Origin of the sequence: Kitasatospora sp. NPDC052868 (assembly GCF_044547105.1) — a bacterium.
Classification (GTDB): Bacteria; Actinomycetota; Actinomycetes; order Streptomycetales; family Streptomycetaceae; genus Kitasatospora.
Window position 1 is genome coordinate 1 of record NZ_JBITZW010000011.1, and the last position, 22553, is coordinate 22553.

Genomic DNA, 22553 nt, shown 5'->3' on the forward strand with positions numbered 1-22553 from the left:
TTTGTGTTATTTGGGGGGGTGTTTTGTTGGTTACGTTGGCTCCGCCATTGTGTGTTGGTTTGGGGGGGGGGGGGGGTTTTTTTTTTGGGGGGGGGGGGGGGGGGGGGGGGGGGCCGGGCCCCCGCGGCCCTGCCGCCCCGGGGCGGGGATCAGCAGCTGCAGTGCCACTGGTAGTCGGCCGGGGGAGTCGGACCGGTCCGGCCGACGGTGCTGCGAGCGGCGGTCGGCGGGTGGATCGTCCGGCCGGCCTTGATGGTCTCGGCGACCGTGATGTGCCGGATCTCCTCCGGGTCGGCGAGCGTCACCGGGTTGGCGCTGAGGACCACCAGGTCGGCCAGCTTGCCGACCTCGATGCTGCCCTTGCGGTCCTGCTCGGAGTACTGGTGGGCGGCGTTGATGGTGATCGAGCGGACGGCGTCGAGCGCGGACACGCACTGCTCCGGTCCGAGGACGACCTTGTCCGTGCGGGTGCGGCGGGTGACCTGGCTGGACAGGATGGCGATCGAGTTGGGCAGCGCCACCGGGGCGTCGTGGTGCGAGGTGTAGGCCATCCGCCGGTCGAGCGCCCAGCGTGCGGGGGAGATGTTCGCCGCCCGCTCCTCGCCGAGGACGGTCTTCCGGTACCAGTCGCCCCAGTAGAAGGTGTGCATGGAGAAGAACGACGGGATGATCCGGAGCAGCGCGAACTCGTTGATCTGGTCCTCGCGGGCGGTCTGCGCGTGGATCGCGACCGTCCGCCGGTCGCCGGGCCCGGCCGCCGCGGCGGCGGCCCTGACCGCGCCGATGAACTGGTCGATCGAGGCGTCCCCGTTGACGTGCGCGAGCACCTGCCAGCCCTGCTCGTAGGCCGTGCGCACCTGCTGCAGGACGACCCCGTCGTCCGGGATGGTCGGGTAGCCGCAGTAGTCGTCCGGCTGGTCCGCCGGCGGCGTCTCGTAGGGCTTGGTCAGCCAGGCCGTCCGGCCCTGCGGGGAGCCGTCGAGGTACATCTTCACGCCCGCCGCCCGCACGCCGTTCACGTACTCCGGGCTCGCCCCGACCGGGTCCCCGTCCGCGTCGCGGTCCAGCACCGCCGCGGTGGCCTGGTCGGCGCGCGCGTAGGCGACGACGTCGATCTCGAAGGGGAGCGCGGCGGCGATCTCCCGCAGGGCGGCGAGGTTGGCCAGGGTGGCGCCGCCCTCCTGGACGGTGGTGAAGCCGAACGAGGCGGCCGACTGCGCGCCCTTGGCGAACAGCCCGAACTGCACCGCCTGCGGCAGGCCGCCCATGGCCGCCGCCGAGGCGGGGTTGAAGGCCGTCTCCTCCAGGACCCCGTTCGGCTCGCCGTGCGGCGGGGCCTCGACGCCCTCGCGGCGGCGGATGACGCCGCCCTCCGGGTCGGCGGTGTCCGAGCTGTAGCCCAGGGCCGCGAGCCCCAGCGTGTTCACCGCCCCCAGGTGGAAGGACTGGTGGATGGCCAGCACCGGCCGGGTGGTGGACACCTCGTCCAGGTCGTCCCGGGTGGGGTGCCGCTCGTCGGTGAGGACCGCGTCGTCGTAGCCGAAGCCGATGATCCACTCCGACTCCCGGCCGACCTCCGTCTCCGCCCACTCCCGTAGCTTCCGCTTGACCGAGGCGATGTCGGTGACGTCGCCGTCCGGATCCGCCAGCAGATTGGCGATGGTGGCCTGGAGGCCGATCCCGCCGAGGTGGCCGTGCGCGTCGATGAACCCCGGGAGCAGCGCCCGGCCTTCGAGGTCGCGCACCTGCGTCCGGGGGCCGTGCCAGCGGGCGACCGCCTCGGCGTGGCCGCCGACGAAGACGATGACGCCGTCCTTGACCGCGACGGCCTCCGGCCGCTCGGTGGAGCCGGCCGCGACCGTCTCGATCTCGCCGCCGTGGAGGAGGAGGTCGGCCTCCTCGTACGGCGCTGCTGCGGCCTGCTGCTGATCGTCCATGGAGGTCCTCACATCAGGGGCGGATACGTTCGGTGCGCCGTGTGCTACCCAAGGTGACCGCGCTCCGAACCTCGGTGGGGGGTGAACGCGGTTCGGGTCGCCCCTCAGACCGCGAGGAGGCCCTCGGCGCGGCCGAAGGCGAGCTCGGTGTACCCGGCGGCGGGGGCGATCAGCACCCAGACGAACTTGCCGACCCCGCCCGCCCGGGGGCAGCAACCCCAGCGCTCAGAAAGCTCGTTGACGAGGAAGAGGCCGCGGCCGCCCTCGTCCTCGGGGGAGGAGGCGCGGACGGAGGGTCGCCCGCTGCCCGCGTCGTGGACCTCGATCCGGAGACGGTCGCCGACGAGCATGAAGCGGACCTCCACCAGCCGGTCCGGCGGGGTGTCGGCGTGCTGGACGGCGTTCGCGAACAGCTCGCCCAGCAGCAACTCGCCGATGTCCGAGTAGCGTTCGCCGCGCGGGAGGCCGGTCAGGTAGGCCCGCAGCATCAGCCGGGCGAGCGGCGTGGACTCGCGCCGCCGGTCGAGCCGGGCGGCGAACTGGCGGGGGCGCCGGGAAAGGCGGGTGGGAAGCGGGGTGGCGCAGTTCTGGGACATGGCGAGGCAACCTCCGGTGCTGGTGGGGGGAGTGGAAGCGGCTCACGGCAGGGGCGCGCGGCCTCACGCTGCGCAAGCAAACGATCGCGTTCCGGTCTCAATCATCGGGCCTGCGGGTTACGGTGACGGCCGATCAGAGGTACCTGGCACACCTGGCACGTGAGGAGCGGTGGCATGTCACACCGGCGGGCGAAGCAGGGGCCGACAGCCAGTTCGGCCGTCATGTTCGGCGAGGAGCTGCGGTTCTACCGGGAGATGCTCGGCTACACCCAGGAGGAGTTGGGCAGGCTCCTGCACTGCAACCGGACCAACATCACCCGCTACGAGAGCGGCAAGCGGCGCATGCCGATGGACTCGGTGGAGGACGCCGACCGGGTGCTGGAGACCGGCGGTCTGCTCAAGCGGCTGTGGGACCGGGTGGACTGGGAGGCCGAGGTCGAGCACCCGGACTGGTTCCGGGACCACGTCGACATGGAAGCGGAGGCGGTTGCAGTCAGGGTGATCCAGCACGCCGTCATTCACGGACTGTTGCAGTGCCCGGAGTATGCTCGCGCGGTTTTCGAGGTCAGTGACGCTGCGGGAAGACCTGACGTGATCGCCGAGCGGACTGCGGCGCGACTCGGCAGGCAGAAGCGCTTCCTCGAACCGGAGGGGCCTCTGCTGCTCGTCATCCTCGACGAGGGTGCCATCCGTACGGTGTTCGGCGGCCCGCGCGTGATGCGGCGCCAGATGGAACACCTGCTAGCCGTGTCAGAACTCCCCAACGTCATCATCCAGGTTGCACCGTTCGCCTATCGCTCGGCCATCATCGACAAGTCCATGGTGCTGCTGGAGATGCCTGACGGACAGAACTGGGTCTACTCGGAGAGCCTGGACCGAGGGCACCCCAGTGATGTAGCGGCAATCGTGTCCGGACATCGGCGAAGCTATGATCGCCTGCACGGGGACGTTCTCTCGGTGGACGCCTCGCGCGCGCTGATTGCTGATGCGCTGGAGGGGTTCAGAGATGATGAGGAACGAGCTCGACGCGGCCGTCTGGCTGAAGAGCAGTCACAGCGGCGGCAACGGCGGCGACTGCGTCGAGGTGGCCCCCGGATTCCCCGGCGTCGTTCCGGTGCGTGACTCCAAGGATCCCAGCGGTCCCGCCCTCGTCTTTGCCTCTGCCGCCTGGTCCGCCTTCCTCGCCTCCCTCCGGGCCGGCGAGTTCCCCGCCTGACCGATCGTCTTTGATCGCCCCGCCACCCGGTTCGGACAATTCCGATCACTCTGCGTGTTTCGCTGGTGCGGTACGTAACCGCACGGTTACGGTCACTCACTGTGCACGGATGATCCCTGTTCGACTCGACCGAGGCGGTAGGCATGGCACAGGAACCCCGTATCGACGTTGCGCTCACCCTCCGGGAGGGCGGCGCGGAGCCCACCCGGGACGAACTCGCGGAGCTCGCAGGCTCCCTCAAGCCCGAGGTCTGGTTCTCCACCCCGCTGTCCAGCGCCGAGCCGGCCGCGGCCGGGCGCGAGCCCGACTTCACCTGGGACCTCGTCGGCGCGCCCTACAAGGGCCAGACCGCCACCGGCAAAGCGGCGGTCTACCTCGCCAACTCGAAGTTCGGCATCAAGCGGCCCTTCATCTTCGCCGACGGCTTCAACTACGGGGAGAGCGACCTCCCCGGTCTGTTCGCCTACTTCAACCAGCCCTACATCCTGGGCAAGGCCGGATTCTTCGACCAGCTGCTCAGCCAGGGCATCGACGTGATCGTGCTCGGCTTCACCGAGCGCCACACCCACATCCAGGCCAACGCCGAGGTCGCGATCTCCGCGATCCAGCGGACGATCGCGGAGCGCGTGAGCCGCGACCCGCTGACCGTCGGCGGGGTGAGCATGGGCGGCATCATCACCCGCTACGCGCTCGCCAAGATGGAGAGCGACAACGCCGACCACGAGACGGCCACCTACCTCTCCTACGACTCCCCGCACAACGGCGCCTGGATCCCGCTGATCCTCCAGCAGATGGCCTACTTCTTCGAGGACTTCACCCCGGCCGGGCCCGACGGCGTCAAGCAGGCCGACCTGATCCGCAGCCCCGCCGCGCAGCAGCTGCTCTGGGCGTGGGTGGAGAACTCCAAGTACTCCGGCCCGGTGGCCACCGCCAGCGAGCTGCGCAAGGAGTTCCTGGCGGACCTGGCGCGCCTCGGCAACTTCCCGCAGCGCCCGCGCCTGCTCGGCGTCTCCAACGGCCGGCGCGACGGCGTCGGACGTCCGCTGCCGGCCGGTGAGGTGGCCTTCGACTGGCAGGCCCTGGTGGCCAGCGCCACCGCCCGGTTCCAGGCGGACAAGGGCGAGAAGAAGGCGATCGGCGGCATGCACCTCGGCCTGGCGATGCGCCGCAGCACCACGACGGAGGTCCCGGCGCTGGACGGTGCGCCCGGCGGCACCCTGGACTCCTTCGGCAAGGTCGCGGACGCGCTGAAGGCCAAGATCGCCGAGGAGTACCGCAGCGGCGCCTTCGTGCCGTCCGTCAGCGCGGCGGCTCTGGCCTTCGACCCGGTGAAGTGGGACGTCAACCTGAACCTCTCCATCACCGACGCCGATCTTGAGCTCGGCCACCTGGACGAGGTCGCGTTCGACGACGACAACACCGAGCACAGCCACATCTCCGTCGGGCTGATCGACTGGATCGTGGAGCGCATCACGGGCTGACCTGGCCTGTCCCCGCTCCGTTGGTCCGGAGCACCCCCGCGCATGGGCTACGATTTACCTCATCACCCAGATGCGCGGGTGGCGGAATAGGCAGACGCGCTGGATTCAGGTTCCAGTGCCCGAAAGGGCGTGGGGGTTCAACTCCCCCCTCGCGCACATTGGTCAACCGACCCATTGAGGCCGGTCGACCCGACACCACGTCGGGTCGACCGGCCTCTTTGCTGTCCGGATGCGTGCCCGGCCCCTCACGTATTCGCGAGGGGCCGGGCACGCATTCGGACAGCGGTCGTTCAGCCGAGGAAGTCGACCCGGTCGATGAGGCCGTCCCGCACGCGGTAGGCCACCAGGACGCGGACCGGCTCGGCGGCCAGGCCGTGGGCGATCTCCTGGTCGACCACCCAGTCGCCCTCGGTGAGCCGTCCCACGATCTCCGCCCGGCACCGGCCTTCGGCGAACTGCCCGGCGTACCTGTCCCGCAGGGCCTGCCTGCCATGCAGGAGGCTGCCGTCGGCCCGGCGGACCGTGACGTCCTCGGCGTAGGTGGCGGTGAAGGCGTCGATGTCGTGGCTGTTGTAGGCGGCGAGCTGCCGCTCGACCACGTCGCGCGGTTCGGTCATGTGCTTGATCGTTCCTTCTTCGGTGGGCGGGTTCAGGCCGCGAGGCGGCGGGCGGCGAGCTCGGCGTAGAGCGCGGCTCCGTCGGGGAGCACCGCGTCGTCGAACTCGGCGTGGGGCGAGTGGTTGGACGGCAGACCGTCGGGGTCGCTCCCCTTCGGGGCGGCGCCGAGCCAGGCGAACGAGCCCGGAACGGCGGCGAGTATCCGGGAGAAGTCCTCCGACCCGGGGATCGGGTTCGGCAGCGTGCGGAAGCGCTCCTCGCCGAAGGCGTCCCGGACGGTGTCCGCGAGGAAGTCGGTCTCGGGCCCGTCGGTCACGGTCACCGGGTACTCGGGGAGGTACTCGATCTCCGCCCGCAGGCCGTGGGCGGCCGCGATGGCCCTGACCAGCTCCACCGAGGCGTCGGCGACCCTGGACTGCGCCTCGGCGGAGAAGGTGCGCACGGTCGCCTCGAAACGGGCGGTGTCGGGGATGATGTTGCGCCGGGTGCCGGCCTGGAGGATCCCGACGGTGATCACCACCGGATCGAACACGTCGAAGCGGCGGGTCACCATGGTCTGCAGGGCGGTGACCATCTCGCAGGCCGCCGGTACGGGGTCCTTGGCCCGGTGCGGCACCGCGCCGTGGCCGCCGGCACCGTGGAGGGTGACGTTCAGCGCGGCGGACGCGGCGAGGATCGGCCCGCGCCGGGAGCTGAACTCCCCGTGCGGCATGGTCGACGACACGTGCAGGGCGTACGCGGCGACCGGGCGCCGGCCCGCCGCGTCGAGCACGCCCTCGGCCAGCATGGCGCCGGCGCCGTCGAAGCCTTCCTCGCCGGGCTGGAACATGAAGACCACGTCGCCGTGGAGCTCCTCCCGCCGTGCGGCCAGCAGGTGCGCGGCGCCCGCGAGCATGGTGGTGTGCAGGTCGTGGCCACAGGCGTGCATCGCGCCGTTCTCGGCCGCGAACGGTACCGGGGTCTTCTCCACGACCGGCAGGCCGTCCATGTCGCCGCGCAGCAGCACGGCCGGTCCCGGCCGGCCTCCGCGCAGCACCGCGGTGACCGAACTCAGGCCGGCGCCCAGGCTCACCTCCAGCGGCAGCCCGTCCAGGGCCTGCAGCACCCGCTCCTGGGTGCGCGGGAGATCGAGGCCCAACTCGGGGAAGCGGTGCAGGTCCTGGCGGAGCCGGACCAGATCCGGGGCCAGTGCGAGAGCATCGTCGTGCAGGGACACAGGTACCTCCATCGGACCCGCGTGCGGCGGGATTTGTGCGGAGCGGTCTCGTTCCGAGATTCTGGGTCTCGCGGCAGGAGTCTCCCGCGATTTCGCAGGATCACGCCACGAAGAGGCCCTCCAATGAACGAATCGACCGGGATCCGCCGGTGACCGGCACGGATGTGACGGTCGACGAGCTGGACCTCGCCCTGGTGAACGCGATGCAGCTGCGTCCCCGGGCGCCCTGGTCGCTGCTCGGCCAGACCCTCGGGATCAGCCCGGTCACCGCCGCCCGCCGCTGGCGCCGGCTCTCGGAGGCCGGGATCGCCTGGGTGACCGCCTACGGCCTGCCCCACCCCGAGGACCGCGGGTGCGTCGCCCACCTCGACCTCGACTGCGCTCCCGACCGGCTCCGGCAGATCGCCGACGAACTGGCCGAGGACCCGCACGTGATGAGCATCGAACACCTCTCCCAAGGCTGTTCCCTCGCCGTCACCGCGGCCTTCACCGACCTGGCGAGGGTCTCCCGGTACACCACCGAACGGCTCGGCCGCCTCCCCGGGGTCGACGCCGTCCGCGTCCACCTGACGGTCGCCTACTACGCCGAGGGGATCCGCTGGCGACTGGACTCGCTGGACCCCGCCCAGCGCGAGGAACTGCACGACGATCACCCGGCGGGCAACGGTCAACCGTCCGGAGTGCGAGCCGAAGTCCGTGCAGAGGACCGGGAGCTGCTCATCCGGCTGGGCGTCGACGGCCGCCTCGACCAGACCGAGCTGGCCGCCGCCACCGGCCTCAGCCCGTCCACGCTGCGCCGCCGCCTCGACCGGCTGGCCGCCTCCGACGCGATCCGCTTCCGCTGCGAGATCGCCGCCCGCGACGCCGGCCGACCGGTCCTGACGACCTTCCACGCCGACCTCCCCCCGGACCGGCTCGACGAGGTCGGCCCCCAACTCGCCAGACTCCCCGAGGTCCGGCTGTGCGTGTCCGCCACCGGCGCGCACAACCTCATCCTCTCCGTCTGGCAGCGCTCCCTCGCCGACGTCCCGCGGCTGGAGGCCGCTCTCGCCCGCAGGTTCCCCGACCTGCGGGTGGCCGAGCGCCGGGTGTCGCTGCGCAGCGTGAAACGGATGGGCCGGATCCTCGACGCGGACGGACGCGCGGTCCGCGCCGTTCCGATGGACATCTGGCGAGACCCGGTCCCGGATTCCTGACGGCCGCTCGGGCGGCACGGGCGCCGACGGTGCGTGCGGGGCCGGATGCGTGCGGGAGGGCGAACCGTCCTCGGGGCGCGACCGGTCAGGAATCGAGAAGCCCCGGCCGGGGCGCGGCCCCTAGCGTGATGGTCATGGCAACCACCGCTTCCACCGCAGCCCGCACCTCCCTCGACTCCGTCACCCTCGAGGTGGCCGACCCCGAGGCCGCCCGCCGCTTCTACACCGCCTTCGGTGTGGACGCCCACGTCCACCTGCGGGCGTCCGAGGGGCACTCCGTCGGATTCCGCGGCTTCACCCTGGCTCTGACGGTCTCCGGCCCGGCCACCGTCGACGGCTTCGTCACCGCAGCGGTGGATGCCGGCGCCACGGTGCTGAAGCCCGCCGCGAAGTCGCTGTGGGGCTACGGCGGCGTCGTCCAGGCCCCGGACGGGACGATCTGGAAGATCGCGACCTCGGCGAAGAAGGACACCGGCCCCGCCACCCGCGAGATCGACGAGCTGGTCCTGCTGATCGGCGTCGAGGACGTCAAGGCCACCAGGCAGTTCTACGTCGACCGCGGCCTGACCGTGGCCAAGAGCTTCGGCGGCAAGTACGCCGAGTTCGCCCCCGGCGAGGCCGGCCCGGTCAAGCTGGCCCTGTACAAGCGCCGCGCCCTGGCCAAGGACCTCGGCGTCCCCGTCGACGGCACCGGCTCGCACCGCATCGTCCTCGGCGGCACCGCCGACGCCTTCACCGACCCGGACGGCTTCGTCTGGGAGACCGCCGCGTAGCCCGCGCCCACCCACGAAAACCCGTGGACGGGCCCGCGGAAGATCACGTACCGTGTGGCCCACGCCCTGAGACGGATGGAAGGAGGCGAGTGCCGTGCAGTTCACAGCAACCCAGCGCTCCCACCTCTGCCGTCCCGGCGTGGTTCGCCAGTTCTGACCGGGAGCGCTCCAAGCAGCCCTTTTCCCGGAGGAATCCATGACCGGTCCGGTCATCCGCGCGCTCTCCGCGAGCGACGCCCAGCTCTTCGACGCACTCCCCGACCCCCTCGGCGCCCGTGAGGGCCACCGGCGCACCCGGTTCCGCCCCGACTGGAAGCGCGTCGCCCTGCGCGACGGCCAGGTCGTCGCCCGCGGCGCGTGGTGGGGCGGTCCCGACGACGCGGAGCCCGTCAACATCAACTGGTTCGACGTGGCCGAGGGGGAGGAGGAGGCCGGGGCCGAACTCCTGCGCTCCGCCCCCTGGAACGTCGAACTGGAGATCAACCTGCCCGGCGGCTGGCGGGAGGAGGGCCACCTGCGCGCCGCCGCCGAGGCCCGCTTCGCCGCCGCACGAGCCGCGGGGTACGAACCCCTGGTGGAACGCCTCCTGTACCACTGGACGGCGGAGCAGGGCCTGCCCGAGCGTCCCGGACGCCTGCGCTTCAGCGCCGAACCCGACGACGCGGTCTTCTTCGACGCGCTGCGCCGCATCCACTCCGCCACCCTGGACGCCCACGCGCTCAAGGCCATCGGGGAGGGCGGCCTCGACCAGGCCGCCCAGGAGGAACTCGACTTCTTCCACTGGTGCCCCTCCCCGCGGGAGTGGTGGCAGCTCGCGCACACGCCGGAGGGCGACCTGGCCGGTATCCACATCCCGGCGCACAACCCCTCCGGCCCGGTGATCGGCTTCATCGGCGTCCTCCCGGAACACCGCGGCCGCGGCTACGCCTACGACCTCCTCGCGGAGTGCACCCACTTCCTCGTCGAGCAGGGCGCGGAGTCCGTGAACGCGGCGACCGACCGCTCCAACACCCCGATGGCCGCCAACTTCGCCAAGGCGGGCTTCCCCGTCACCCGTGAACGCATCAACTTCCTCCCGCCGAGCGCGCCGAGCGCGCCGAGCGCGCCGAGCCCGTCGAGCCCGTCGAGCCCGTCGAGCCCGTCGAGCCCGTCGAGCCCGCCGGCCTGACGGTCCCGCGGGGAACAGCACGCGGTGGGCGGTCCGGTCCGGTCCGAGGTCGGGCCCGGACCGCCCACCGCGTGCCCGGCGGCGTCACGCCGGGAGGATGAGGCGGCTCTCGTAGGCGAAGACCACGGCCTGGATCCGGTCGCGGAGTTCGAGCTTCTGCAGGATCCGCCCCAGGTGGGACTTCACCGTCGCCTCCGCGAGGTACAGGGCGGCGGCGATCTCGGTGTTGGACAGGCCGTGGCCCACCTGGACGAGCACCTCGCGCTCGCGGGGGGTGAGCCGGCGCAGCCGCTCGTCGTGGCCGGCGTCGCGGCCGCCGGGGATGTGCGGCCGGAACCTCTCCAGCAGGAGTCGGGTGATCCGCGGGGAGACCACCGCGTTGCCCGCGGCCACGCTGCGGATCGCCGTGAGCAGCTCCTCGGGCCTGGTGTTCTTCAGCAGGAAGCCCGAGGCCCCGGCGGTGAGTCCGGCGAAGGCGTACTCGTCGAGGTCGAAGGTGGTGAGGATCAGCACCCTGCTCTGCGGGGAGGTCCGGATGACCCGCCTGGTCGCCTCGATCCCGTCCGTCCCGGGCATCCGGACGTCCATCAGGACGACGTCGGGGCGCAGCTCCCCGGCGAGGCGGACGGCCTCGGCGCCGTCCGCGGCCTCGCCGACCGGTGCCATGTCGGGCTGGGCCTCCAGGACGGTGCTGAAGGCCATCCGGAGCAGGGCCTCGTCGTCGGCGATCAGGACGCGGATCGTCATGCGGAGGCCTCCGCGACGCTGTCGAGGTCGAGTCGGGTGCGGACTCCCCAGCCGCCGCCCGGGAGCGGCCCGGCGTGCAGCCTCCCCCCGTAGGCGGCCGCGCGTTCGCGCATGCCGGGGATGCCGTGGCCGGGCGGCGCGGCGGCCGGAGTGGCGCCGGGTGGTGCCGGGTGCGGGCCGCTGTCGGTGACGTCCAGCGTGACCGCCCCGGCCGAGCACTCCACCCGGACCAGGGCGTCGGTACCGGGGGGCGTGTGCTTGAGGGCGTTGGTCAGGGCCTCCTGGACCAGGCGGTAGACGGTCAGTTGGGCGGTGGCGGGGATGCGGTCGTGGCCGCCCCGGACGTCGAGGCGGGTCGGCAGTCCGGCGGCGCACATCTGGTCGGCGAGGGCCTGCAGTTGGGCGATGCCGGGCAGCGGGTGGCGCGCCGCGTCCGGTTCGTCGGTGCGCAGGACGCCCAGGGAGCGCCGCATGTCGGTCAGGGCCTGCCGGCCGGTCTCGGAGATCTGGAGCATCGCGGCGGTCGCCCTGTCGGGCGAGCGTTGCTGCGCGTAGACGGCGGCGTCGGTGAGCGCGACCATCACGGACAGGTTGTGGGTGACGATGTCGTGCATCTCGCGGGTGATCCGCGCCCGCTCCTCGGCGACGGCCAGCCGCGCCTGCTGCTCCTGCTGCTGCTCCAGACGGGCGGCCCGTTCCTCCACGGCCGCGAGGTAGGCGCGGGTGGTCCGCACGTTCACACCGAGGACGGCGGCGGCCACGGCCATCGCGGTGGCCGCGACGAAGAGGGTCAGGAACGCGCCCTCGGACGCCCAGCGCAGACAGGCCAGCAGGGCTCCCGCCTCCACGACGGCGCCGGCGGCGAGCGTGCCGCGCCGCCCCGAGTTCGCGGCCACCGTGTAGAGCGCCACCAGCAGGGCGATGTCCGCCGGGAGTTGGACGTCCATCAGCCACTGGACGAAGGCCGCGGCCACCACGATGGCGAACACGGTCAGCGGCGCCCGGCGCCGCCACATCAGGGGCAGCGTGAGGGCTGCTGTCAGGGCGACGGCCACCGGCAGGCCCTGCGGCGCGCTCGTGGTGACGATGTTGACCAGGAGCAGCGCCGGAAGCAGCGCGTCCCACACCGCGGGCGGCAGCCGGGAGCCCCAGCGCCGGGCCGCCCCCAGCGGTCGCCTCGGCCGTGCGGCCGTCCACGCCCGCCGCACCCCGCCACGGTGGTGCACCGGGCGGGCACCGCCGGCCTCCGCGGCCGCCTCGGTCATCGCATGTCCTGTCGGTCGGGCGTCATGGCGGCCCCGGTCGGGGCCGCCACCGCGGACGGCTGGAGCCGGGTCGAGTGCGGGGAGCGCAGGACCAGGGCAAACCGCGGCCCTGTCACGATAGGCCGCACCCCGGCGGAGCACATGAGCCCACCGTCGGACGGCACCGCGTCGGGGTACGACCGCAGGAGGAGGCCCGCTACCGCCCGTGGTCGCAGAGCGGCCGCCCGCCCGGCGCCTTCGACTGCGACCGCGGTGGCACGTCGCGCCCGCCCGGCTGCGACTGCGGCCGCACACGGCGGCGACCCGGGATCGATGTGGCGGCGCACACCCCGCGCCGACGATGGCCGGGTGACCGAGATCATCACGGGACCGCAGATGTCCCCCCTGGAAATCCTCGCCCTGCTGGGCGCCGTCGCGCTGGTGGTGGCGCGCTGGCTTCCCCCCGCCGCCCGCCCGCCCGTCACGATCGCGGCGGGATCGGGTTTCGTGCTGTCCGCGCTCGTGCTGGGCGGGCTGGGGATCCGCTGGCAGCTGCTGCCGGTCCTGGCCGGCGCCGCCCTCGCGCTGCCGTTCGCCGTCTCCCCGCTGGTGCGACGCCGTACCGGCCGGCCGCCGAGGCGGGCCCGCTGGTGGGTGGCGCTGCCGGGATCGGTGGTCTGCACCGTCCTGGTCGCCACCGGCCCGGCGGCGGCCTGGGTCTTTCCGATACCCGTGTTCCCCGAGCCGACCGGCCCGTTCGCGGTCGGCACCCGGGTGATGCAGTGGACCGACCCGGACCGTCCCGAGACCGCCACTCCCGCACCCGAGGACCGGCGCACGGTCGTGGTCCAGCTCTGGTACCCCGCGCAGCAGAGCCCCGAAGGCACCCGGCGGGCCCGGTACCTCGGCCGCACGGAGCAGGAGGCGCGGACCGTCTCCGACGCCCTGGCGCGCTATGCCGGCCTCCCCGGCTTCCTGGTCGACGGCGCTCCGCAGGCCCGCACCCACGCGGTGCCCGACGCCCCGGCGGCCTCCGACGGCGGGCGCTTCCCGGTCGTGCTGTTCTCCCCCGGGCTCGGGGGCGTGCGCACCCAGAACACCGCCTGGGCGGAGGAGCTGGCCAGCAACGGCTACGTGGTCGCCGCCCTGGACCACCCGTACGACTCCGCCGCCGTCGTCCTCGCCGACGGCCGGACGATCGGCACCGAGATCGCCTCCACCGGCGACGACGCCGAGGACGACCGGCGGGCCGCCGAGACGGCGGGAATCCGGGCCGCGGACCTCTCCTTCGTCCTCACCCAGCTGGGCCGGCTGGACCGGGGCGAGATCGACGGCCCGCTGACCGGACGGCTGGACACCGGCCGGGCCGCGGTGACCGGCCACTCGCTGGGCGGCGCCGCCGCGCTGCAGGCGGCCCGTCAGGACGCCCGGTTCGCCGCCGTCGTCGACCTGGACGGCTACCCCCGCGACCCCGAGCCGCTCCCCGTCCACCAGCCGGTGCTCGCGCTCACCCAGGCCATCACCCCGGCGACCGACCCGCGCTACCTGCCCCGCCTCACCGAGGTCCTCACGCGCGGCACCGCGACGAACTACCGGCTCACCATCCCCGGCGCCGCCCACCTCACCTTCATGGACGCCCCCCTGTACCTGCCGCCGGTGCCCTCGATGGTCGGCTCGCTGGGCCGGGCCGGGAGCCCGCGTGCCGTCGCCGCGACGACGCTCGCCTTCCTGGACAGCACGCTGCGGCAGCAGCCCGGTGACCTGCCCGGAGCGCTGTCGGCCTACGGCGAGCTCACCGCCTACCGCCCGGGCTCCGGACCCTGACCTCCTGTCATGACTGGTCGGTCCGGTCCGGTCCGATCCGGTCGGCCTGCGCGGCGCTCGGCCGATCTGGTGAAGCTCCGGCGCGACCCGTCGTGCCGGACGGGCCCGGACCATCCGGCGTCGTGTGATGAACGGGTCCGCAGTACCTGTCGGCCGGTGCCCCCCGCACCGGCCGACAGTGTTGACGCCGCGGCAGGCACCCCTCACGTGGGAGCGCCCTACCTGGCAGCCGCCCCCCCCGCGCGCAATTCGGCCGAATGGGTGAAATGCCATCACCTTGACTTGTGCCGCAGAGGCTCCGGTCAAACGGTCGGATGAACTTCTGATCATGCGTATTCACTTCCGGACCGGGCGGATCGCCTCGGTTCTGGCCCTGGTGGCCGGCTCGCTGCTCAGCAGCAGCGTGCTGGCACCACCAGCCCAGGCCGCGATCTCCTTTACCAAATCCGTCGACAAAGCGACCGTCTCCCCGGGGGAGAACGTCACCTACACCCTCCGCTACACCTGCTCCATCACCGAGTGCACCAACGGGCAGATCCTCGACACCCTGCCGGCCAACATGCAGTTCGTCGGCTGGACGCCCGACCCCTCCTCGGTGGACCAGGCCGCCTCCACCGTGCCCGCCTCGGGGGCGATGGGCGGCACCATGGACATCAGGCTCAAGAGCCTCAGCCCGGGCACCACCGCCACCATCACGGTGACGATGAAGTACCCGAACTTCACCACCCCCAACGGTGCGGTCTCCACCAACTCGGCGACCATGAGCGCCACCGGGGAGACGTCACAGACGGCGACCGCCGACACCAAGGCCCAGGTGGAGCCGCAGTACACGGTGACCAAGGGCATCCAGACGTCCAGCAGCGACGGACGCACCGTCACCTACCAGTTCAGCGCCTGCGCGACCGACAACGTGCCCAACGTCGACCTGGACACCAGCCGCCTGCTGGACACCCTGCCGCCGGGCGCGGTGGTGGACACCGGCCGCTCGCCCGGCTGGTCCCAAGTCCCGCCCGGCCCCAACACCTGGGGCTTCGACATCGGGGAGTTCCGCTCCGGCAACGGCCGCGGCGGCTGCCGCCAGCCCGGCGCGCTGGTCGTCTACTACCCGGAGGCGGACTTCCCGAACGGGACGACCTCCGACAACACCGTGGACCTGCACGGCGACCCGATCGGCCCGGACGCCGAGCGGCAGCTCGACACGGCGAGCACCACCACCGGCCAGTTCCAGCCGCCGGCCACCGGCGTGGTGGTGACCGCCAGCAAGGTCTGGCGCGACAGCGTCACCTCGGGCGACCTCAACTCCTTCAGCCTGTCGGCCACCAACACCTCCGGGCCGGCCACCAGCCTGAGCATCACCGACCCCGGCGGCGGCAGCACCGACGGCGTGTACAACTGGATCTTCCCGCAGTCGATCCAGCTGGAGCCGTGGAACCCGACCAGCATCGTGCTGACCCTGCAGTACCGGCTCAACGGCGACCCCACCTGGCTGACCTTCACCCCGGGCAGCCCGTTCAACGGCTCCGGCAACCGCCGGATCACCTTCGCCCAGGGCGCCGGCGACCCGGCCAACGACGTGCTGGGCATCCCCGCCGGGCGCTGGCTGGACGGGCTGAAGTTCACCTGGAACGGCCCCATCCCCACCGGCTGGAGCCCCGGCAACGCCGTCCAGCTGGTCACCCAGGTCGCCACCCCCGGCCACGACGGCCGCCCGGCCCCGGACCCGCTGACCAACTGCGTGGACACCACCGCGAGCGACGGCACCAACAACGCCTCCGCCAACGCCTGCGCCAGCACCACCGTCAAGGCGGCGACCAACCTGGGCGCGGCCAAGACCACCGTCGCCGGCGAGCTGTCCGCCCCCGGCGGCAAGGCCACCTTCCAGGTCATCCCGTACAACCGCAGCGCGCACGACCTGGACCGCCCGCTCGTCCTGTTCGACATGCTGCCCGCCGGCGTGGTCTACATCGAGGGCTCCGCCCGCCCGGACCCGAACTACCCGGACGCCAAGGCCCCCACCTCCGTCACCGTCACCCCCGGCCCGGACGGCCGCCAGGTGCTCAGGATGGAATGGCCGGCCGGCGCGCCCGACATGACGTACCTGCACGACCAGCTGGCCTACCGGATGCTCTTCGACGTCCAGGTCGCCAGCAGCATCCGCTCCGGTGAGCTGACCAACGACGTGTACGTCACCGTCGACAAGCCCACCAACCCGGTCGCCTGCATGTTCTCCGGCTCCGACAGCGGCAGCACCCCGGACGTGCTCGACCTCAACGGCAACGGCGACACCACCGAGCTGCTGTGCCACGCCTCCTCCAAGATCCAGGTCGACGTGCCGTCGGTGCTGCGCTCGTACAAGGAGGTCAAGGGGGACCTGGACGCCGACTACGTCAGCATCGGCACCGCCACCCCCGGCGGCCGGATCTCCTACCGGATGACGGTCCGCAACGACTCGCCCGACCCGGTCACCGACTTCCTCGCGTACGACCGGCTCCCCACCCCGGGCGACAACTACGTCCTCACCCAGGACGCGCCGCGCGGCAGCACCTGGACCCCGTCGCTGAGCCAGCCGATCACCAGCAGCGACCCGACCGTGGTGATCGAGTACACCACCGACCCCAACCCGTGCGTCGACGCCGTCCTGGTCAGCCGGACGGGCTGCAACACCGGCGCCGTCTGGAGCAGCACCTTCCCCGGTCCGGGCACGGCCACCTGGTTCCGGGTCCGCCGCCCCGGCAGCCTGGGCGCCGGCGAGTCCTTCATGCTGACCTGGCCGATGGTCGCCTCGGTGGACGCCCCCGACGGGGAGTACGCCTGGAACAGCTTCGCCTTCACGGCCACCGACGACAGCGGCCGCCAGCTGCTGCCCGCCGAGCCGGCCAAGGTCGGCGTCGCGGTCAAGCAGGTCGCGCCGTCCAACAACGCGCTCGGCGACTACGTCTGGCTGGACAAGGACAGCTCGGGCGTCCAGAAGCCCGGTGACACCGGCATCCCCGGCGTCACGGTGAACCTGCTCGACGGCGACGGCCAGCCCGTCCGCGACAAGAACGGCACCCCGGTCACCACGGTGACCGACCAGAACGGCTACTACCTGTTCGACAACCTGCCCGACGGCACCTACGCCGTCCGGTTCGACCTGGCGACGCTGCCCAAGGACGCCACCGTCACCAAGCAGAGCGCCGGCACCGACCAGACCAAGGACTCGGACGCCGACCAGGCCACCGGCCTCACCCGGACCGTCACCCTGAGCGGGGGGCAGCGCTACCTGGACCTCGACATGGGCGTGATCGTGCAGAACACCTCGCCGTCCCCGACCGCCTCGCCGTCGCCGACGACCTCGCCGTCCCCGACCTCGTCCCCGTCGCCGACGACCTCGCCGTCGCCGACCGCCTCGCCCTCACCCACCGCGTCGCCCTCGCCGAGCGTCTCGCCGACCGTCACGCCGTCGCCGACCCACTCCGAGAGCACGACGCCGACCCACAGCCCGTCACACAGCGCGACGCACAGCCCGACCCACCGGCCGACCCACGGCGGGAGTGCGTCGGCGAGTGGCGGGGCACTGCCCAACACCGGCAGCTCCTCCCCGGACGCGCTGATCGCGGCCCTCGGAGCGCTCGCCGTCCTGGGCGGTGTGGGGCTGTGCGCGGTGGCCTACCGCCGACCCGGACGCCACAGCTGACCCGGAGCTGAACAACCGAACACCGTCCTGACCCCAGTGGCGCCGCCGACCAGCGGCGCCACTGGCATGTCGGCGCCGGGGCCGGGCCCGGGTTCGGTGGAGGGGGCGTGGACGAGGGGCCACCGGTGGAAGAACATCCGGCGGGGCGGGCCGCCCGCACCGCCGCTGACCTGCGAGCACGCGGGCCTCCCAGAAGTCTGGGAGCTACCGGTCGGCGGGCCGGGCCGGTCATGATCCCGGTGGCCTGCCCGCCCACACCGAACGGGAGTTCCGCCTGATGCTCCGCCTCGCCGCCAGGGCCGCCTCGGCCCTCGTCCTGAGCTCCGCGCTGGCCCTCGCCGCCGCCGTGCCCGCCCTCGCCGACCCGCCCGTGCCGATCCCCGTGCCGCCGCCCGCCGCGACCGACCTCGTCGGTGTGGGGGCGCAGGCGACGGAGTCGCTGTTCAACCAGTTCTCCACCGACTACAACGCCGCGCTGACCTCCGCCGGGGACACCACCTCACCGCGGCTGTACAGCTGGGACACCAGCGGGGCGACCAGCATCACCCCCAAGACCGGGGCCGGTACGATCTTCCGCCCGTACAACTCCAACACGGGCATCACGGCCCTGAACGCCTACGGCACCGGCACGACCGACTTCGCCCGCAGCGCCCGGGGTCCGAAGACCGGCGACCCGGCGACCACGCTGTTCCTCGCCATGGCCAGGGACGCGGTGGGCTGGGCCGCCCCGGCCGGCGGCAACGCCCCGGCCAACCTCACCACCGCCCAGCTGCGCGGGATCTACACCTGCACGATCACCAACTGGCGGCAGATCAGCTCCGCGCTGCCCGACGCGACCATCCGGCCGGTGATCGCCGGCCGCGTCATCGTGGACCGCTTCGGCGTGGACGGGGCGCCGGCGGACTCGTCGGGCTTCCTCCTCCAGGCCATCGACTACTACCCCACGGTCTGGGGCGACGGCTGGACCGACCACTCGTGCGTCAGCACCGTCGAGCGCGAGAACCAGGGCACCGACGCCGTCCTGCACGACCCCAACGCGATCGTCCCCTACTCGGTGGGCCGCTACGTCGGCCAGGTCTACGGCGGCCACACCCGGCCGGGTGACGAGCCGGGCGCCCTGACCGTGCGCAACCTCAACGGGCTGGCGCCGGTGACCGCCGGCCTGCAGATCAACCCCGCGTACGCGGCCTCGCCGTACGGGCGGATCCTCTACAACACCGTCCGTGAGGCGGAGTGGACCGGCACGGACGCCCATGCCGTCGCCCTGCGCGCGGTGTTCGGCCGGGACGGGTGGATCTGCCGCAGCGGTGTACCGCAGATCCGCAGCCACGGGTTCCTGCAGCTCCCCGGGGCGGCCTGCGGGTCCTCGGTGCACGTCTGACCCGCCGCCCGGGACCGCCGGACGCACCGGCGCCGGTCTCCGAGGACGGGCCTCGGAGACCGGCGCCGGTACCTCCGGCCCTGCGGTCAGTACCGCTCGACCGGTTCGGCCGGCTCCGCGGAGGAGGCCAGGGCGCGGCGGAGCGCGGCGAGACCGGCGGCGATCACCAGCAGGCCGGCCACGGCGGCGGCGTTGCGGCCGAGTTCGGCGAGGTCGCGCGGCGGCCGCCAGTAGTACGGCGGGGCGAGCATGACCGTCCACGGGATGACGGCCAGGGCCACCCCGGCGGAGCGCAGCCGGTCCGGGTGGCGGGCGGCGAGGTGGACCAGGAAGGCGGTGGCCATGACCAGCGCGGGCCAGGCCGAGGAGATGTCGAGGAGCCGCTGGACGTCGGCCGGGAAGACCGGCTCGGAGTAGTCGTCCGCGCCGGGCCACGGCCAGAGCAGGACGAGGGCGCTCATCGGCAGGGCGATGGCGATCGCGGCGATCGCCGTCTCGGCGCGGCTGCGGGCGGAGCGGTCGACGCCGTCCGGCGGGGCGATCAGCATCGGCACCGCGAGCAGCAGCCAGAACGGGAAGAGGAAGAAGTACTGGGCGAACGCCGCCGCCGGGTGGACGAGGAAGCCGACGACGGCGCCGATCCGGGCGAGGGTGCCGGCCAGCACCAGGAGGCGGGCGAGGCCCCAGCGCCCGAGGGCGGCGCAGAGCAGCGCGAGAATCCAGGGGACGGTCTGCACCGCGCCCACCGCGGTCACGGCGGTGGGGTTCGAGCCGCCCGGGTCGAAGCGGGCCGCCGTGACGAAGAAGCCCATCAGCAGCTGGACGGCGGCCAGGCCCGCCCCGCCGGCCAGCAGGAACGGCGCGGCGCCGGCGAGGATCCGGCCGGCGGGGTCGCGGGAGCTGAGCCGGGTGCGCAGCCGGACGGCGTGCGCGGCGAGGGCCGCCCACTCGCGCATCACGGTGGTGCGGTCGGTGCCCTCGACGGACTCGGCGAAGACGGCGGCGATCTCCTCGCCGTGCGAGGCCCGGTAGGCGGCGGGGTAGAGGCCGATCAGCGGGAGCCGGCCGGACAGGCCCGCGCCCTGCGAGGAGGCGCTCATGCCGCGCCCCCGATCAGCCGGGGCGTGCCGAGGCCCGGGCCGCGTCCGAGGGCGAGCCTGCGCTCGGCCTCGGCCACCCCGGCGCGCAGGCGCTCCGTCTCCTCGCCCAGCACCTCCCGGCCGTCCTCGGTGAGGGCGAAGGTGCGGCGCATCCGGCCGCCGACCACCTCCTCGTGGTCGATCCGGATCAGCCCCTGCTGGAGGAGGCGGTCCAGGGCGGTGTAGAGGGTGCCGGTGAGGAGCTTGGTCCGGCCGCCGGAGATGGCCAGCACCTCCTGGACGATCGCGTAGCCGTGCCGGGGGGCGTCGGCCAGCGCGGTGAGCACGAGCCGGGTCGGCTCCTGTAGTTGACGGTTAGCCATGGGCGTGAGCATAGGTCAATGATGAGAGTATGTCGATGGTTGATCTATTGGGACCTCGATCGGACGGCACCCCGGACAGGACCTAGCCGCGGGCCCGGATCTGCGGCATGGTGGCGTGGTTCGGGGAGCCTTGTGCAGGCACCCAAATCCTGTAGGACGACGCCCGCCTGTGCGGTCGTGATCGAGGGGGTCGCCATGACCGTTGCAGTTCCCGCAGGCAGTTCCGCGGACGGGGGTTCCCTCGGCGGGGGCCAGGCCGCCGGAGGCCGCGCGGCCGACAGCCCCGAAGGCGTCGACCGGGCCGGGCTCGACGCGCTCCTCGCCGAGCTCGCCGAGGGCGAACGCCGCTGGGCGGCGACCTCGTTGGCCGAGCGGGCCGCCCTGCTCGACCGCGTCCACGCCGCCGTCGCCGCCGAGGCCGAGGACTGGGTGCGGACGGCGAGCCGGATCAAGCAGCTGCCGGCCGACTCCCCGTACACCGGTGAGGAGTGGATGTCCGGGCCCTACGCGCTGCTGACCTCGCTGGACGCGCTGGCCCGGACGCTGCGGGCGGTCGACGCCGGACGCAGCCCGCTCGACGGCGCGCGCCTCGGGCAGGCGCCCGGCGGCCGGGTGAGCATCCCCGTCCTGCCGCTCACCGCCCACGACCGGCTGCTGCTCAACGGGTTCAGCGCCGAGGTGTGGATGCCGCCGCAGCTGGACGCGGCCACCGTGCGGCGCCAGGCCGGACTCGGCGCGCTGCACCCCGAGCGGACCGCCGGCGTCGGACTGGTGCTGGGCGCCGGCAACATCACCGCCATCGCACCGCTCGACGTCCTGTACGAGCTGATCGCCCACAACCGGGTCGTCGTGCTGAAGCTCAACCCCACCCTGGGAGGGCTGGAGCCGGTCTACCGGCGGGCGCTCGCACCGCTGATCGAGCACGGCGTGCTGCGGATCGTCGCGGGCGGCGGCGAGGTCGGCGGCTACCTCGCCCACCACCCGGGCGTCGCACACGTGCACATCACCGGCAGCCTCGCCACCCACGACGTGGTGGCCTTCGGCCCGGGGGAGGAGGGCCGGGCCCGCAAGGCGGCCGGCACCCCGCTCCTCGACAAGCCGATGACCAGCGAACTCGGCGGCGTCTCCCCGGTCATCGTCGTCCCCGGCGTCTGGAGCGAGGCCGACCTCCGCTACCAGGCCGAGCACATCGTCACCCAGCGGCTGCACAACAGCGGCCACAACTGCATCGCCTCGCAGCTGGTCGTGGTCAGCGGCGACTGGCCGCAGCGCGAGGCCTTCCTCGACCGGTTGCGGACGGCGCTGCGCCGCGCTCCGGCGCGCCCGGCCTGGTACCCGGGCAGTGCCCAGCGGCTGGCGGACGCGGCGGCGGCCCACCCGGGCGCCGAGTGGCAGGGCGCCGAGGGCTCGCGGCTGCTGGTCGACCTGGGCGACGGCGCCGACGCGGCGACGCTGGAGACGACGGAGTACTTCGCGCCGGTGCTCGGCGTGCTCAGCCTGCCCGGTACGGGCGCCGACTTCCTCGACCGGGCCGTCGAGACCGCCAACCGGGACCTCGTCGGCACGCTCGGGGCGAACATCCTCGTCGACCCCGCGACCCTCAAGGGCCTCGGCCGGGCCTTCGACGACGCGCTGGCCGCCCTGCGCTACGGCACGATCGCCGTCAACGCCTGGACGGCGCTCGGGTTCCTGACCGCGACGGCCCCGTGGGGCGCCTTCCCCGGCCACACCGTGGACGACGCGCAGAGCGGGATCGGCGTGGTGCACAACGCCCTGCTGATCGACGGACCGGAGCGGACCATCGTGCGGGGGCCGTTCCGGCCCTGCCCGAGGTCGCTGGCGGGCGGCGAGTTCGCGCTGTTCCCGAAGCCGCCGTGGTTCGTCACGGCGCGCAGCGCGGCGCTGACGGGGCGGCGGATCACCCGGTTCGCGATGAAGCCGTCCTGGGCGCGGATGCCCGCGGTGTTCACCGCGGCCTACCGGGCCTGAGCACCGCGGCCTACCGGGGCCGGGCGGCC

General features: G+C 73.1%; 18 protein-coding genes and 1 tRNA gene. 11 read left to right on the plus strand and 8 right to left on the minus strand.

Features of this window, described 5'->3' with window-relative positions; all coding sequences use genetic code 11:
* Positions 1-149: 149 nt before the first annotated feature.
* Together ACIGZJ_RS19890 and ACIGZJ_RS19895 are read right to left on the minus strand one after the other, a co-directional pair.
* Positions 150-1937 (minus strand): amidohydrolase, encoded by a 1788-nt coding sequence (locus ACIGZJ_RS19890; protein WP_396458434.1) that lies wholly within the window; start codon positions 1935-1937, stop codon positions 150-152.
* Positions 1938-2041: 104 nt separating this feature from the next.
* Complete coding sequence (locus tag ACIGZJ_RS19895; RefSeq protein ID WP_396458435.1) at positions 2042-2533, minus strand: ATP-binding protein; 492 nt, start codon at positions 2531-2533, stop codon at positions 2042-2044.
* 174 nt (positions 2534-2707) lie between these two features.
* Here ACIGZJ_RS19895 and ACIGZJ_RS19900 point away from each other — a divergent pair, with 174 nt between their 5' ends.
* The 4 genes from ACIGZJ_RS19900 (at position 2708) to ACIGZJ_RS19915 (ending at position 5386) form a co-directional block, all read left to right on the plus strand.
* Complete coding sequence (locus tag ACIGZJ_RS19900) at positions 2708-3655, plus strand: helix-turn-helix domain-containing protein (RefSeq protein WP_396458436.1); 948 nt, start codon at positions 2708-2710, stop codon at positions 3653-3655.
* Complete coding sequence (locus tag ACIGZJ_RS19905; protein ID WP_396458437.1) at positions 3618-3749, plus strand: DUF397 domain-containing protein; 132 nt, start codon at positions 3618-3620, stop codon at positions 3747-3749. The genes ACIGZJ_RS19900 and ACIGZJ_RS19905 overlap by 38 nt, the downstream gene beginning before the upstream one ends.
* Before the next feature lie 143 nt (positions 3750-3892).
* Positions 3893-5230 (plus strand): hypothetical protein, encoded by a 1338-nt coding sequence (locus ACIGZJ_RS19910; protein ID WP_396458438.1) that lies wholly within the window; start codon positions 3893-3895, stop codon positions 5228-5230.
* A gap of 72 nt (positions 5231-5302) precedes the next feature.
* Positions 5303-5386, plus strand: a tRNA-Leu gene (locus tag ACIGZJ_RS19915).
* Between the two features lie 134 nt (positions 5387-5520).
* Here the strand turns inward: ACIGZJ_RS19915 and ACIGZJ_RS19920 are convergent.
* Positions 5521-5847, minus strand: coding sequence for a nuclear transport factor 2 family protein (locus tag ACIGZJ_RS19920; protein ID WP_396458439.1), 327 nt, complete (start codon positions 5845-5847; stop codon positions 5521-5523).
* Between the two features lie 32 nt (positions 5848-5879).
* Positions 5880-7064, minus strand: a complete 1185-nt coding sequence (locus tag ACIGZJ_RS19925) for a M20 family metallopeptidase (RefSeq protein WP_396458440.1) — start codon at positions 7062-7064, stop codon at positions 5880-5882.
* Positions 7065-7213: 149 nt separating this feature from the next.
* Between ACIGZJ_RS19925 and ACIGZJ_RS19930 the strand changes: the two genes are divergently transcribed.
* The 3 genes from ACIGZJ_RS19930 to ACIGZJ_RS19940 all read left to right on the plus strand — a co-directional run bounded on the left by ACIGZJ_RS19930 (position 7214) and on the right by ACIGZJ_RS19940 (position 10201).
* Positions 7214-8260, plus strand: coding sequence for an Lrp/AsnC family transcriptional regulator (locus ACIGZJ_RS19930; protein ID WP_396458441.1), 1047 nt, complete (start codon positions 7214-7216; stop codon positions 8258-8260).
* Positions 8261-8388: 128 nt separating this feature from the next.
* Complete coding sequence (locus tag ACIGZJ_RS19935; protein ID WP_396458442.1) at positions 8389-9033, plus strand: glyoxalase; 645 nt, start codon at positions 8389-8391, stop codon at positions 9031-9033.
* 196 nt (positions 9034-9229) lie between these two features.
* Positions 9230-10201, plus strand: a complete 972-nt coding sequence (locus ACIGZJ_RS19940) for a GNAT family N-acetyltransferase (RefSeq protein ID WP_396458443.1) — start codon at positions 9230-9232, stop codon at positions 10199-10201.
* Between the two features lie 84 nt (positions 10202-10285).
* On the opposite strand, the gene ACIGZJ_RS19945 is transcribed toward ACIGZJ_RS19940, so the two are convergent.
* Entirely contained in the window at positions 10286-10948 is a 663-nt protein-coding gene (locus ACIGZJ_RS19945; protein ID WP_396458444.1) for a response regulator, read from the minus strand.
* Entirely contained in the window at positions 10945-12213 is a 1269-nt protein-coding gene (locus ACIGZJ_RS19950; RefSeq protein ID WP_396458445.1) for a sensor histidine kinase, read from the minus strand. The genes ACIGZJ_RS19945 and ACIGZJ_RS19950 overlap by 4 nt, the downstream gene beginning before the upstream one ends.
* Positions 12214-12525: 312 nt before the next feature.
* Between ACIGZJ_RS19950 and ACIGZJ_RS19955 the strand changes: the two genes are divergently transcribed.
* From ACIGZJ_RS19955 to ACIGZJ_RS19965, 3 genes are all read left to right on the plus strand, one after another.
* A complete protein-coding gene (locus ACIGZJ_RS19955; RefSeq protein ID WP_396458446.1) occupies positions 12526-14016 on the plus strand; it encodes an alpha/beta hydrolase family protein in 1491 nt (496 codons plus the stop codon).
* Positions 14017-14344: 328 nt separating this feature from the next.
* A complete protein-coding gene (locus tag ACIGZJ_RS19960) occupies positions 14345-17692 on the plus strand; it encodes an SdrD B-like domain-containing protein (RefSeq protein ID WP_396458447.1) in 3348 nt (1115 codons plus the stop codon).
* Positions 17693-17969: 277 nt separating this feature from the next.
* Complete coding sequence (locus ACIGZJ_RS19965; RefSeq protein ID WP_396458448.1) at positions 17970-19073, plus strand: substrate-binding domain-containing protein; 1104 nt, start codon at positions 17970-17972, stop codon at positions 19071-19073.
* Between the two features lie 86 nt (positions 19074-19159).
* Here ACIGZJ_RS19965 and ACIGZJ_RS19970 read toward each other — a convergent pair whose 3' ends face one another.
* Entirely contained in the window at positions 19160-20173 is a 1014-nt protein-coding gene (locus tag ACIGZJ_RS19970; RefSeq protein WP_396458449.1) for a hypothetical protein, read from the minus strand.
* A complete protein-coding gene (locus tag ACIGZJ_RS19975; protein WP_396458450.1) occupies positions 20170-20535 on the minus strand; it encodes a PadR family transcriptional regulator in 366 nt (121 codons plus the stop codon). The genes ACIGZJ_RS19970 and ACIGZJ_RS19975 overlap by 4 nt, the downstream gene beginning before the upstream one ends.
* Before the next feature lie 195 nt (positions 20536-20730).
* Between ACIGZJ_RS19975 and ACIGZJ_RS19980 the strand changes: the two genes are divergently transcribed.
* The gene (locus tag ACIGZJ_RS19980; RefSeq protein WP_396458451.1) at positions 20731-22524 is read left to right on the plus strand and encodes an aldehyde dehydrogenase family protein; all 1794 of its coding nucleotides are present in this window, start codon (positions 20731-20733) and stop codon (positions 22522-22524) included.
* Positions 22525-22553: the final 29 nt, after the last annotated feature.